This is a genomic window from Streptomyces sp. NBC_01537, from assembly GCF_045040445.1.
Classification (GTDB): Bacteria; Actinomycetota; Actinomycetes; order Streptomycetales; family Streptomycetaceae; genus Actinacidiphila.
The window spans coordinates 7,699,128-7,712,242 of sequence record NZ_CP109392.1; the positions used below are offsets into that span (position 1 = coordinate 7,699,128).

Here is a 13,115-nt window from a genome sequence, read left to right on the forward strand (position 1 = left end):
CCGGGAGGCCTGGTCATGCGCGCCCTGATCGCCTCGGCCATCGGACTGGCCGCCGCCCTGGCCCTCGTACTCACCCTCAGCGCGATCGGTACGCCCAGCGGCAGCACCTCGCCCGAGCCGCTGCTGACCACCATCCCCTCGCACCCGTAGGAGGCGAGCGACATGCGCCGCAGGTCCAGCCTGGTGCTCCTCGCCCTCGCCGTCTTCTTCGCCGCGCTGTCGCCGCTGCTGCGCTGGTACGCCTTCCCCCGGCTGGCCAGGATCCCGGCAGGCCAGTACCAGTCCGTCGTCCTGGAGGCGAAGAACGCCACGCTCCTGGACTACGGCTCCATGACGGCCAAGAAGGTCTCCAAGGTCAGCATCGTCCAGACCCTCAAGGGCAACGTCGAGGAAGCGAAGAAGGTCGACAGGGCCACCGGCCGCAGCGTCGTCGTCTGGGACGGCCTCGCCTACATCGTCGGCCCCGACGGGAAGATGGTCTCCGAGCTCCCCGAGCGCTACATCTTCGACGCCCACAGCCAGGACCCCGTGCACTACGCGGGCGAGAGCGTGGACGGCGACCCGGTCACCCGACAGGGCATCGAGTACAAGTTCCCCTTCCTCACCGAGAAGCGCGACTACCTCTACTTCGACGCCCAGACCCGCACCTCCGCGCCCATCCACTACAAGGGCACCCAGAACTTCCGCGGCCTGGAGGTCTACTACTTCGAGCAGACCATCCCCTGGACCCGGGTCGCGCTCCCCAAGAAGCTGCCTGTCGCGGGCGTCACCCCCGCCACTGTCGAGGCCATGGGCATGCAGCGCTGGTACACCACCAAGCGCATGTTCTGGGTCGACCCGACCACCGGCGCCCCCGTCAACGGCGAGGAGATCCACCAGGAGGAGATGCGCTACACCGACGGGAAGACCCCGCCGGTCACCGCCTTCGCGGGCGACGTGAAAATGCGCGAGGACTACATCCAGCACACCGTCGCCCTCGTGAAGTCCCAGCGCCAGCTCGTCCTGCTGATGACCACCTACCTGCCCTGGGGCTTCCTCTTCCTCGGCGCGGCCCTGCTGTCGCTCTCGCTCCTGCTGGAGGCGCGCGGCCGCCGCCGCAGGCCTCCGGCCTCCGCCCAGACGTACGACCCCGAACCGGTGCCGGTCGGCTAGCGGCGGGCGTTCAGCCGGCGGGTCGGCTCCGCCGTCGAGGGATCCTCGGGCCACGGATGCCGGGGGTAGCGCCCGCGCAGTTCCGCGCGCACCGAGCGGTAGCCGTCGCGCCAGAAGGAGGCCAGGTCGGCGGTGACGGCGGCCGGGCGGCCGGCGGGGGAGAGGAGGTGGATGAGGAGAGGGACGCGGCCGCCCGCGATGCGCGGGGTCTCGGTCCAGCCGAACAGCTCCTGGAGCTTGGCGGCGAGCACCGGCTGCTCGCCCTCGTACGAGATCCGGACGCGCGACCCGGACGGCACCTCGACCCGCTCCGGGGCGAGCTCGCCGAACCGGGCGGCGTCGCCGGTGGCCCAGGGCAGCAGCCGCGAGAGGGCCTGCCCGGCCTCGACGCGCTCCAGGTCGGCGCGGCGGCGGGCTTTGCCGAGCTCGGGGCCGAGCCAGTCCTCGACGCGGTCCGGGGCGAGCAGGGCGGCCTCGGAGACGTCGGGCCAGGGCGCCCCCAGCTCGCGGTGGAGGAAGGCCAGCCGTAGCCGCAGGGCCTGGGCGTCCTGGGTCCAGCGCAGCAGGCCGGTGCCCTCGCTGCGCAGGCCGTCCAGCAGTGCCGCCCTCAGCAGCCCGGCCGCCGGGTTGCGCAGGGGCCGAGAGGCCAGCTCGACGGCGCCCAGGCGCTCGACGCTGCGGGCGACGACATCGCCGCCGCTCCAGGCCACCTCCTCGTACGAGTGCAGCAGCGGCCCGGCGGCCCGGCGTGCCGTCTCCTCGTCGATCACCGCGGCCAGCCGCACCCGGGCCGACGCCGCGGTCGCGGGCCGGTCGGCCACGGCGACGGCCAGCCACTCCGAGGCGCTCAGCGCGGACCCGTCGCCGAGCTGGGCGGCGGTGCCGGACGCCATCAGATACGCCCCGCCCCGCCTGCGCGCGACGCGTTCGGGGAAGGCGAGGGCCGCGATGATCCCGGCGGCGGCATCGTCGCCGAGATCCCCGGCGCCGGCGGTGGACGCGGCGGCCGAGGCCAGCCGTCTGGCTTCGGTGCGCCAGCGCGCCGCATAGCCGTCGCCGCCGCGGCGGGCGGTGCGCAGCGCGGCCGCCAGGTCGTCGCCGTAGGAGCGCGGCGGCTCCTCACTCAGCAGGGCGACGATGTCGGCGGCCCGGCGGGAGCCGACGAGGGGGGCGCCGTCCAGGAGCGCACGCGCAAGGCGGGGATGGACGCCGATACGCGTCATGCGCGTGCCGCGTCCGGTGGGGCGGCCGGAGGCGGGGTCGACGGCGCCGATGGCGGCGAGCACCTCGCGGGCCGCCGACATGGCGCCGGCGGGAGGGGTGTCCAGCAGGGCCAGGCCCGAGGCGGCGGGGTCGCCCCAGGCGGCGGTCTGGAGGGCGAACTGCGTCAGGTCGGCGACCGCGATCTCGGGGGAGGGGAAGCGCGGCCGGGAACCGTCGTCGGCCTCGCTCCAGCAGCGGTAGACGGTGCCCGGGGTTTCGCGCCCGGCCCGGCCGAGCCGCTGGGTGGAGGTCGCCAGGGAGACCCGGACGGTCGTCAGCGAGCCAAGGCCCCGGCCGTGGTCCATGCGCGGCTCGCGCGCCAGCCCGGAGTCGACCACGATCCGCACCCCGGGCACCGTCAGGCTCGACTCGGCCACCGAGGTCGACAGGATGACCCTGCGCCGGGATCCACCGCCCCCGAGCACCGCGTCCTGCACCGCCGCAGGGGCCTGCCCGTGCAGCTGCAGCACGTCGGCGTCCAGGTTGCCCAGCTGCCCGGCCACCCGGGCGATCTCGCCGACCCCGGGCAGGAAACACAGCACATCACCCCCGGGCACCTCGGTGAGCGCCCGCCGCACCGTCGCCGCCACATGGCCGAGGAACGCCGGATCGACCCGCATCCCATGCGGCGGCCGTATCCCGCGCGGGGGCGGGGCGTAGCGGACGGCCACCGAATGCATCCGGCCCTCGGCGGCGACCACCGGGGCGTTGTCCAGCAGCCACGACCACGCCTGTACGTCCGTCGTCGCCGAGGCCGCCACCAGCCGCAGATCGGGGCGCAGCATGGCCCGTACGTCCAGCAGGAAGGCCATCGCTGTGTCCGCGTCGAGATGCCGCTCATGGCACTCGTCGAGGAGGACGACATCCACCTCCGCCAGCTCCTGGTCCCGCTGCAACCGCTGCAGCAGCACGCCCGTGGTCACCACCTCGACCACCGTGTCCCCGGAGACCCTGCGCTCACCCCGCACGGTGAATCCGACCCGCCCGCCGGTCTCCTCGCCCAGCAGCCACGCCATCCGCCGCGCCGCCGCCCGCGCGGCCATGCGCCGGGGCTCGGCGACCAGCACCCGCATCCCCGCCTCGGCGAGCGCCAGCGGCACCAGCGTCGTCTTCCCCGTTCCCGGTGGCGCGGTCAGCGCGGCGCAGCCGTGCGTCTCCAGCGCCCGCAGCAGGGCCGGGACGGCCGCGCGCACCGGCAGATCGGGCAGCTCGGGGGTGGTCCGGCCAGGGGTCATCCGGCGACGCAGACGAAGATCGCCGTCCCCGGCAGCAGCGCCCCGCGCAGCGGGGACCAGCCGCCCCACTCCTGCCGGTTCCAGTCGGGCCACTCCGGCTCGACGAGGTCGGTGAGCCGGAAGCCGGCGCCGGCGATCTCCCGGACCCGGTCGCCCAGGGTGCGGTGGTGCTCGACGTACACCGCCCGCCCGGCCTCGTCCTGCTCGACGTACGGCGTGCGGTCGAAGTAGGAGGACGCCGCAGTCAGCCCCTCCGGGCCCGGCTCGTCCGGGAACGCCCAGCGCACGGGGTGCGTGACGGAGAAGACCCACCGCCCGCCGGGCCGCAGGACACGCCGCACCTCGCGCATGACCTTCGCGGTGTCGGCGATGAACGGCAGCGCGCCGTACGCCGAGCACGCCAGGTCGAAGGAGGCGTCCGCGAACGGCAACGCGCTCGCGTCGGCCTGGACGAGGGGGAAGTCACCGCCGATGCGCCTGCCGTGCTGCAGCTGCCGGTAGGAGAGGTCGAGCGCGACCGGCCGGGCGCCGCGCGCGGCGAGCCAGCGCGAGCACTGGGCGGCGCCGGCGCCGATCTCCAGCACCGACAGGCCCTTCAGCCCGTCCGCCGGGCCGAGCAGCCGCGCGTCCTCCTCGTCCAGCCCCTCCGGCCCCCAGACGAAGCGGTCGTCGCCGAGGAAGTCCCCGTGTTCGACCTGGTATTCGTCGGCGTTGCCGTCCCACCAGCCGCGATTGGCCCGGATGCTCTCCGTGTTGTCGGCGCTGCGCCGCGTCGCCTCCGGCTCCTCTTCCGTATCCTCGGGCTCTTCCATGGGGCTGGGTGCTTGGATCATCACGCTTGTCGTCGTACTCTCTGTGTTGACCTGTGGCTGCGGGAAGTGCCCGGTATGGGGTGTTATGCCCCCGGTGTGCTCTTCGCGCATTGACCGTGCCCGGCTGCCCCCGTATGCTACAAGTTGCGCTGCGAGCCTGCGCGCCTCGGACCGAGCAGGCTGCGCTCGAATCTGTTGTTAACCTCTCGGCCTTGCGGCTGTCCGGAATTCGGCAGGAGCGATCACGGGCTCACGGCGTAGCAGTACCTACGACTTACTGTCCGTACCGGAGCCCTTCCTATAATGACGAGCAGCACCGAGGCCCCTCGTACCACCCCGCAGGTGGCGGTCAACGACATCGGTAACGAGGAAGCCTTCCTCGCCGCGATCGACGAGACGATCAAGTACTTCAACGACGGCGACATCGTCGACGGCGTCATCGTGAAGGTCGACCGGGACGAGGTCCTGCTCGACATCGGTTACAAGACCGAAGGCGTCATCCCCTCCCGCGAGCTCTCCATCAAGCACGACGTCGACCCCAATGAGGTCGTCGCCGTGGGTGACGAGATCGAGGCCCTTGTTCTCCAGAAGGAGGACAAGGAAGGTCGTCTCATCCTGTCCAAGAAGCGTGCGCAGTACGAGCGCGCCTGGGGCACGATCGAGAAGATCAAGGAAGAGGACGGCATCGTCACCGGCACCGTCATCGAGGTGGTCAAGGGTGGTCTCATCCTCGACATCGGCCTCCGTGGCTTCCTGCCGGCTTCGCTCGTCGAGATGCGCCGCGTCCGCGACCTCCAGCCCTACGTGGGCAAGGAGCTCGAGGCCAAGATCATCGAGCTGGACAAGAACCGCAACAACGTGGTCCTGTCTCGCCGTGCCTGGCTCGAGCAGACCCAGTCCGAGGTCCGCCAGACGTTCCTCACGACCCTCCAGAAGGGTCAGGTGCGCTCCGGCGTCGTCTCCTCGATCGTCAACTTCGGTGCCTTCGTGGACCTGGGTGGCGTCGACGGTCTCGTGCACGTCTCCGAGCTGTCCTGGAAGCACATCGACCACCCCTCCGAGGTTGTCGAGGTCGGCCAGGAGGTCACCGTCGAGGTTCTCGACGTGGACATGGACCGCGAGCGTGTCTCCCTGTCGCTGAAGGCGACCCAGGAGGACCCGTGGCAGCAGTTCGCCCGGACGCACCAGATCGGGCAGGTCGTTCCCGGTAAGGTCACCAAGCTCGTTCCGTTCGGTGCGTTCGTGCGCGTCGACGAGGGCATCGAGGGTCTGGTCCACATCTCCGAGCTGGCCGAGCGCCACGTGGAGATCCCGGAGCAGGTCGTCCAGGTCAACGACGAGATCTTCGTCAAGGTCATCGACATCGACCTCGAGCGCCGCCGCATCAGCCTCTCGCTGAAGCAGGCCAACGAGTCCTTCGGTGCCGACCCGGCCTCGGTCGAGTTCGACCCGACGCTGTACGGCATGGCTGCCTCGTACGACGACCAGGGCAACTACATCTACCCCGAGGGCTTCGACCCCGAGACCAACGACTGGCTCGAGGGCTTCGAGACCCAGCGCGAGGCTTGGGAGGGCCAGTACGCCGAGGCGCAGCAGCGCTTCGAGCAGCACCAGGCCCAGGTCATCAAGTCCCGCGAGGCCGACGAGCAGGCCGCTGCCGAGGGTACGGCGGCTCCCGCCGGTGCCGCCGGTGCCGGTCTTGGCGGCGGTTCGTACTCCTCGGAGTCCGATGACACCTCCGGCGCGCTGGCCTCGGACGAGGCGCTCGCCGCGCTTCGCGAGAAGCTGGCCGGCGGCCAGAGCTGAACGGCTCACCCGCTAGGCAGTAGCTGACGAGAGGCCCGCACCCGCGAGGGTGCGGGCCTCTCGCATGCGCCCGGAAAGAAACCTGCGCGATACACCCACCCCTGACGGCCCGTAACATCCCGCTGCGAGAGTCCCCTGCGCCAGGAGCGAAAGGGGAGTTCACTGATGTCTCAGATGTCTCGCATATCGCACTTCAACCGTCGCGATTTCCTCCGCACCGTCGGCGCCACCTCCGGCGCCGGCGCCATGTTCGCCACCATGGGCGCACTCGGCCTAGCCCCCACCGCGCAGGCCGCCACCCGCGACGCCAAGTACGTCGCGCCCACGGAGGGCGACTTCACGCTCACCGGAAAGGCCGCCGCAAGCGTCGTCATCCTCGGTGGCGGCATCGCGGGCCTGACGGCCGCGTACGAACTGGGCAAGGCCGGCTACGCCTGTACGGTCCTGGAGGCCAAGGACCGGGCGGGCGGGCGCAACTTCACCGTCCGGGGCGGGGACACCACCGTGGACCTGTACGGACACCGCCAGACCGCGAAGTTCAGCGACGGCCACTACATGAACGCGGGTCCCGCCCGTATCCCGCAATGGATGGTCACCCTCGACTACTGCCGCGAACTGGGCGTGCCCATCGAGGTGTTCACCAACGTCAACGCGGACGCCTACATCTACAACGAGTCGTCCGGCATGACCGAGCCGATGCGCTACCGCACCGCCAAGGCCGATATGTACGGCTATGTGTCGGAGCTGCTCGCCAAGGCGACCGACAAGGGCGCCCTGGACAAGGAGCTGACCACCGACGACAAGGAAGCCCTCACCGAGTTCCTGAAGGACTTCGGTGACCTGGGCGAGACTCTCTCCTACACCGACAGCGAGCGCCGCGGCTACTCAGTCGTCCCGGCCGCCGCCGGCACCCCGGGCGTCCGCTACGGCGACGTGCCGACCGCCTCCCAGATCTTCGCGACCGGCGTCGGCCGCTACTTCTCCTTCGAGTTCGGCTACGACCAGGCCATGCTGATGTTCCAGCCGGTCGGGGGCATGGACCAGATTCCGAAGGCCCTGGTCAAGGCGATCGGCGGACACAAGGTCCGGACGGGCTGCGCCGTCACCGAGGTCACCGACATGGCGGACGGCGTCACCGTCACGTACACCCAGGGCGGGCGCACGAAGACCATCAGCGCCGACTACTGCATCGGCGCGCTGCCACCGAACCTCTTGGCGAGGATCCCGCACAACCTGGGCTCCGGCGTGCAGACCGCGCTGGAGGCGATCACCCCGTCCTCGGCCGGCAAGATCGGCCTCGAATACCGTTCCCGCTGGTGGGAGCAGGACCACAACATCTACGGCGGCATCACGGAGACCGACCAGGACGTCGTCCACATCTGGCATCCGTCCTACGGCTTCCACGGCGAGCGCGGCATTGTGATCGGCTACTACAACTACGACGACGACGCGGACGCGTACGCCAAGCTCACCCCCAAGGAGCGCGAGACCCGCGCGATCGCGGCCGGCGTGAAGATCTACGGCGACAAGTACCGCACCGAGCTGGCCTCCTCCTTCTCGCAGCACTGGCGGCAGTTCCCCTACCAGGAGGCGGCCTGGCACGACACGCCCGGCGGCCCCGACGACGCCCGCTACAAGCCGCTCAACGATCCGTCCGGACGGGTGTACTTCGCCGGCGACTGGCTCAGCTACACCGACGCCTGGCAGCATGGCGCCTTCACGTCGGCGCGGGTGGCGGTGACCGCGCTGCACAAGCGCGTTCTGGCCTGATGGCCTGAGCCGCTCGGGAATGCGCGGGCCCCGCCGATCGTTGCTCATTGTCGAGCGAGGGTCCGCGCACGATCGCGGTGGACCTGGAAAACGAGAGGGTGTGCGGTGCTGGATCCGCAAGGGCTGTACGAGTTCGTGCCAGGCGGGGCCGAGGCCGTCGACGAGGCGTTCGGCGACGCCGGACCCGTGCTGCTGTACCACCTGGAGGGCTACATCGACGCCGGTGAGACCGGCTCCCAGGTGACCGAGCAGCTGCTCGACCGCCTGGAGCACGAGATCGTCGCGCGTTTCGACGCCGACCGGCTGGTCGACTACCGCGCCCGCCGCCCCCTGATGACCTTCGAGCGCGACCACTGGAGCGCGTACGAGACCCCGGACATCACGCTGTACCTCGTTCAGGACAGCACCGACGCGCCCTTCCTGCTCCTCACCGGCCACGAGCCGGACGTCGAGTGGGAGCGGTTCGCTGCCGCCGTACGCCAGATCATCGAGCGCCTCGGCGTCCGCCTCGCCATCAACTTCCACGGCATCCCCATGGGCGTCCCCCACACGCGCCCCGTCGGCCTCACCCCGCACGGCAACCGCCTCGACCTCATCCCCGGCCACCGCAGCTGGTTCGACGAGGCCCAGGTCCCCGGCAGTGCCGAGTCCCTCATTGAGCTGCGCCTCGCCGAGTCCGGCCGCGACGTCCTCGGCATCGCCGCCCACGTCCCGCACTACCTGGCGCGCTCCGCCTACCCCGACTCCGCCCTCGCGGTGCTGGAGGCGCTGACCGCCGCCACGGGCCTGGTCCTGCCGGAGGTCGCGCACGCGCTGCGCACCGAGGCCCACACCGTACGCCTGGAGATCGACCGCCAGGTCGAGGAGGGCGACGCCGAACTCGTCTCCGTCGTCCGCGGGCTGGAGAACCAGTACGACGCCCTCGCCGGCTCCGCCAGCCGCGAGAACCTCATCGCCGAGCCGGTGGACCTACCGTCGGCGGACGACCTCGCCGCCGAGTTCGAGCGCTTCCTCGCCGACCGCGAGGAAGACGGCGCGTGACCCGCGCGGGCCTCACCGGGGGCATCGGCTCCGGCAAGAGCACGGTCTCCGCACTGCTGGTTTCCTACGGCGCCGTGCTCATCGACGCCGACCGCATCGCGCGGGAGGTCGTCGAGCCCGGCACGCCCGGACTGGCCGCCGTCGTCGCCGAGTTCGGCACCGGCGTCCTCCTGCCCGACGGCAGCCTGGACCGGCCCGGGCTCGGCTCGATCGTCTTCGCCGACCCGGACCGGCTCAAGGCGCTCAACGCCATCGTTCACCCCCTGGTGCGTGACCGTTCCTCGCAGCAGGAGGCCGCCGCCGGGCCCGGCACGGTCGTCGTCCACGACGTGCCCCTGCTGGCCGAGAACGCACTCGCCCCGCTCTACGACGTGGTCGTCGTCGTCGATGCCGCACCTTCGACTCAGCTCGACCGATTGGTACGGCTGCGGGGGATGACGCAGGAGGAGGCCCGTGCGCGCATGGCCGCGCAGGCCACGCGCGAGCAGCGGCTCGCCGTCGCGGACTTCGTCATCGACAACGACGGCCCGCTGGACGCGCTTGAGCCGCAGGTCCGCAAGGTCTGGGACGAGCTACGGTCGCGCTGAGGCCGGTCACCCGCCCCGGGAATGCGTATGGCCGCCCGGGATGTTGGGTAGTTCTGACCTCCCGGGAAGGAGATGGCCGTGCTTGAGCGCACCCCCGAGACCCATGTCATCGACTATCGCGCCGCAGAGCAGCTGCTGGCCGCCCGTGACCCCCGCGGAGCGGTGAAGCTGCTGGACTCGGTGATCGCGGCGCACCCGGAGAACACGGCGGCGCGACTGCTGCGCGCCAGGGCGTTCTTCCTGGCGGCGCAGCTGCGGCCGGCGGAGCTGGAGTTCCAGGTGGTGCTGGAGCGGGAGCCGGACAACGCGTTCGCGCACTTCGCACTGGGGCGGACCCTGGAGCGGGCGGGGCGGGCGGATGAGGCGTTGCGGCACTTCAGGCTGGCGGCGGCGCTGGATCCGCAGCCGGACTATCTGCAGGCGGCGCGCTTCCGGATCACGTGACGGATCACGTGACGCTGCCGATGAGCCGCGCCAGCGCCCGTACGAGCCGGTCGAGGCCGTCCGCCGTGGCCGGGACGTCGCGGCGGATCTCGACCATCAGCGCCGACACCTCCCGCACGCTGCCGTAGTGCCGTAGCGGCACGTACGCCCCCGCGAAGGGCGAGTCCAGCCCGACGGCGAGCCCGCAGTGGCCGAAGGCCTCCCGCGCGGCGTCGAGCAGCGGGGCCGGGGTGTGGAAGGAATCCGTGCCCAGGCAGACGGCCGGGCGGGGGCCGTCGGCGTGGAGCTCGTAGGGCAAGGGGTCGCGGGGGTAGGAGTGCACGTCGATGACGACGGCCCGGCCGGCGGTGTCGAGGCGGTCCTGGACGCAGTCCGTCATCGCCTCGGCGTAGGGGATGAAGTAGGCATCGAGCAGGTCCTGTTCATGGGCCGTGTGGGCCGGGTCGTCATCCGCGCGCAGCGGGCGGCCGTCGGAGGTGCGGGTGTAGACGGCGCCCATGCCGACCGCGCGCATCTCCTCGCGCTCGTCGGGGAAGCGCTCGGGGTCGACCACCAGCCGGGAGAGGACATTGGTGAACTGCCAGGGGGCGACGGTCGCTTCGGCCGCCGCCCGTTCGGCGATCAGCCCGGTGTGGGAGTCCGTCATGCGGTCCAGTTCCGCGGCGAGGGCGTCGTCGTCGAGGAGGATCCGGGCGCGGACCGGATCCGGAACGGCCCGTGAGCCGTGCGGGACATGGAGGAGCACGGGGGAGTCGGGGGCGCCGGGGGTGACCTTGTAGCCCACGCCGTTGCGGGGTGGTTTGTCCACTGCCGTGCCGTCCTTGTCCCCCGGTAGCGTTGCGCCGCCATCGTAAAGGGGAGGGGCGGAACATGCGCATGGGGCGGATTCGCAGGGGGGCCGTGGTCGTGGCGGGCGTGGCGGCATTGGCGGTCTTACCGTCGGCGGCGCTGGCCACGCCTGGCAGCGGGGTGAGCGCGACCATTCTGGCCAAGGGCACGTCCGAGGACGGGCTGAAGATCAAGACCAAGGGGCGTACGGATGTCGTGGTCCGTACGATCACCGTAGAGCCCGGCGGCAGCACTGGCTGGCACTACCACCTGGGCAAACTGATTGCGGTCGTGCAGTCCGGCACGCTCACCCGCACCATGGCCGACTGCTCGGTGGAGGTCGCGACCGCGGGACAGTCCTTCGTCGAGCCCGATGGTGCGAACCACGTCCACATCGGCCGCAATCTGGGCACGGAACCGGTCGTCCTCTACGTCACCTACCTCCTCCCGGAAGGCGCGCCGCTCTCCGTTGACGCGCCGGACCCCGGCTGTTAGAGCCTGTCGGCCTAGGGCCTGGCCGCCTGGACAGGCCCTAGAACAGCGGCTCGGGCAGCACGCCCTCCAGCGCCAGCAGTTGCCGCTTCATCTCCAGCCCGCCGCCGAAGCCGCCGATGCCGCCGTCGCTTTCGACGACCCGGTGGCACGGGACGACGATGGGCAGCGGATTGGCGCCCATGGCCATGCCGACGGCACGGGCGGCACCGGGTTCGCCGACGCGGTTGGCGAGGTCCTGGTAGCCGACGACCGTGCCGTACGGCACGCCCGTGGCGAGCTCGCGCTGGACGCGGCGGTTGAAGCCGGTGGTCAGGGACCAGTCCAGGTCGAGGGTGAAGTCGCGCAGCCCGCCCGAGAAGTAGGCCCGGAGTTGGCGTATCGCCTCCGCGAGGTGAGGGGCGGCCGGATCCGCGCGCACGGTCGCGCCGAGGCGCCGGGCGAGGCGGTCGACGGCGGCGGCAGCGGTGGGCTCGTCGGCGTGGAAGACGACCTCGACCAGGCCTTGCTCCGACGCGGCGAGGAGCAGCGGCCCGATCGGTGAGTCCAGCACCGTCCAGGCCACAGCTGCGGATTCAGTCTGCGGGCTCGTCACATCAAAAGCCTATGCGCCGCCACTGACAACGCGGCCCGCCCGGCCCCACTCGCCCGGGTGGCGGTTCTCGACAGCTCTGTCACAGCGGGTAGTCGAATCACCACATTGGGGGACGGGTCCGGCATGACGCGAAACGACTTCACGCCCGCCCTGCGCAGACTCGCCCGCGACCAGGACCGGGTGGCCACCGTGGCCCAGCTCACCGCAATCGGGGTGCCGCAGTCCCTCGTACGGGAGCGGGTCAGGCCCGGCGGGCGGTGGCAGCGGCCGCTGCCGCGGGTGATCGTGCTGCACGCCGGGCCGCTGAGCGTCGGCCAGCGCTGCCGGGCGGCGCTGGGCTTCGCGGGGCACCCGGAGGCGGCGGCGATGGTGACGGGCACGGCGGCGCTGGCGCTGCACGGCATCGAGGCGGCCCCGCTGCCGTCCGGGGTGCCCGTGGTGGACGTACTGGTGCCGGCCGAGCGCCGGATCCGTACGCACACCTGGGTGCGGGTGCATCACGCGCCCGGTCTGCCCGCCCCGGAGCTGGCCGGCGGTGTGCCGGTGGCCCCGCTGGCCCGGGCGGCCGCCGACGGGGTACGCGAATCGTGCGACGCGGAGTGGGCCGGGGACGTGATCCGGGAGCTGGTGACGTACGCCGGGGTGCGGCCGGACGCCGTCGCCGCCGCACTGGGCGACGCGGTCCTGGCCCGCAGGCCGGCCGTCGGCGCGCTGCTGGCCGAGCTGGACACCGGGATCCGGGCGGCACTGGGCCTGGCCCGGGCGCTGGTCATACGGGCCGGCCTGCGCCAGCCGCTGTGGCGGCCGGTGCTGCGCGTGGACGGCTCGTACCTGGCCTCGCCGGACGCCTACTGGGCCCGCGACGGGGTGGCCCTGGACCTCGGCCCGGCGAACGGACGGGGGCGGCTGGAGGCGCTGGGGGTGCGGGTGCTGCGGATCGCGCCGGCCGCCCTGGCGCGGCATCCCGGCGAGGTGGTGGGGACGGTGCGCGAGGCGCTGGCTGCGGGTCCGTACGGCCCGTTGGAGCGGATCACCGTGCTGCCGGGCGACTGACGGGGCGGCCGACGGCGGCTGAAAGGCTGTCACGAAT

Annotated in this window: 13 protein-coding genes; 9 read left to right on the forward strand and 4 right to left on the reverse strand. The window is 71.9% G+C overall.

Annotated elements, in window-relative coordinates; translation table 11 throughout:
• Positions 1 to 15 precede the first annotated feature (15 nt).
• Both OG607_RS35395 and OG607_RS35400 read left to right on the forward strand, forming a co-directional pair.
• Positions 16 to 150: an SPW_0924 family protein gene (locus tag OG607_RS35395; RefSeq protein WP_405732313.1), complete on the forward strand. Its 135-nt coding sequence runs from the start codon at positions 16 to 18 to the stop codon at positions 148 to 150.
• 12 nt (positions 151 to 162) lie between these two features.
• The gene (locus tag OG607_RS35400; protein WP_405732316.1) at positions 163 to 1,152 is read left to right on the forward strand and encodes a DUF3068 domain-containing protein; all 990 of its coding nucleotides are present in this window, start codon (positions 163 to 165) and stop codon (positions 1,150 to 1,152) included.
• On the opposite strand, the gene hrpB is transcribed toward OG607_RS35400, so the two are convergent.
• Together hrpB and OG607_RS35410 are read right to left on the reverse strand one after the other, a co-directional pair.
• A complete protein-coding gene (gene hrpB, locus OG607_RS35405) occupies positions 1,149 to 3,650 on the reverse strand; it encodes an ATP-dependent helicase HrpB (protein ID WP_405732319.1) in 2,502 nt (833 codons plus the stop codon). The genes OG607_RS35400 and hrpB overlap by 4 nt on opposite strands.
• Entirely contained in the window at positions 3,647 to 4,483 is an 837-nt protein-coding gene (locus OG607_RS35410; RefSeq protein WP_405737254.1) for a class I SAM-dependent methyltransferase, read from the reverse strand. Before OG607_RS35410 ends, hrpB begins: the two co-directional genes overlap by 4 nt.
• Before the next feature lie 282 nt (positions 4,484 to 4,765).
• On the opposite strand from OG607_RS35410, the gene rpsA reads away from it, so the two are divergent.
• The 5 genes from rpsA to OG607_RS35435 all read left to right on the forward strand — a co-directional run bounded on the left by rpsA (position 4,766) and on the right by OG607_RS35435 (position 10,110).
• Positions 4,766 to 6,268: a 30S ribosomal protein S1 gene (rpsA, locus tag OG607_RS35415; protein WP_405732322.1), complete on the forward strand. Its 1,503-nt coding sequence runs from the start codon at positions 4,766 to 4,768 to the stop codon at positions 6,266 to 6,268.
• A gap of 246 nt (positions 6,269 to 6,514) precedes the next feature.
• Complete coding sequence (locus tag OG607_RS35420) at positions 6,515 to 8,038, forward strand: flavin monoamine oxidase family protein (RefSeq protein ID WP_405737257.1); 1,524 nt, start codon at positions 6,515 to 6,517, stop codon at positions 8,036 to 8,038.
• Between the two features lie 105 nt (positions 8,039 to 8,143).
• Positions 8,144 to 9,079 carry a PAC2 family protein gene (locus tag OG607_RS35425; protein WP_329319323.1) on the forward strand — a complete coding sequence of 312 codons (936 nt, stop codon included), beginning with the start codon at positions 8,144 to 8,146 and terminating at the stop codon, positions 9,077 to 9,079.
• Positions 9,076 to 9,666: a dephospho-CoA kinase gene (gene coaE, locus OG607_RS35430; RefSeq protein ID WP_405732327.1), complete on the forward strand. Its 591-nt coding sequence runs from the start codon at positions 9,076 to 9,078 to the stop codon at positions 9,664 to 9,666. The genes OG607_RS35425 and coaE overlap by 4 nt, the downstream gene beginning before the upstream one ends.
• Before the next feature lie 78 nt (positions 9,667 to 9,744).
• Entirely contained in the window at positions 9,745 to 10,110 is a 366-nt protein-coding gene (locus tag OG607_RS35435; RefSeq protein ID WP_405732330.1) for a tetratricopeptide repeat protein, read from the forward strand.
• Between the two features lie 4 nt (positions 10,111 to 10,114).
• On the opposite strand, the gene OG607_RS35440 is transcribed toward OG607_RS35435, so the two are convergent.
• On the reverse strand, positions 10,115 to 10,918 hold the full coding sequence (locus OG607_RS35440; protein WP_405732333.1) for an N-formylglutamate amidohydrolase: 804 nt from the start codon (positions 10,916 to 10,918) through the stop codon (positions 10,115 to 10,117).
• A gap of 161 nt (positions 10,919 to 11,079) precedes the next feature.
• Between OG607_RS35440 and OG607_RS35445 the strand changes: the two genes are divergently transcribed.
• Entirely contained in the window at positions 11,080 to 11,433 is a 354-nt protein-coding gene (locus OG607_RS35445) for a cupin domain-containing protein (RefSeq protein WP_405732336.1), read from the forward strand.
• Positions 11,434 to 11,470: 37 nt separating this feature from the next.
• Here OG607_RS35445 and OG607_RS35450 read toward each other — a convergent pair whose 3' ends face one another.
• A complete protein-coding gene (locus OG607_RS35450; RefSeq protein ID WP_405732339.1) occupies positions 11,471 to 12,025 on the reverse strand; it encodes a methylated-DNA--[protein]-cysteine S-methyltransferase in 555 nt (184 codons plus the stop codon).
• Positions 12,026 to 12,148: 123 nt separating this feature from the next.
• Between OG607_RS35450 and OG607_RS35455 the strand changes: the two genes are divergently transcribed.
• The gene (locus OG607_RS35455) at positions 12,149 to 13,078 is read left to right on the forward strand and encodes a hypothetical protein (protein ID WP_405732342.1); all 930 of its coding nucleotides are present in this window, start codon (positions 12,149 to 12,151) and stop codon (positions 13,076 to 13,078) included.
• The last annotated feature ends 37 nt before the right edge of the window (positions 13,079 to 13,115 follow it).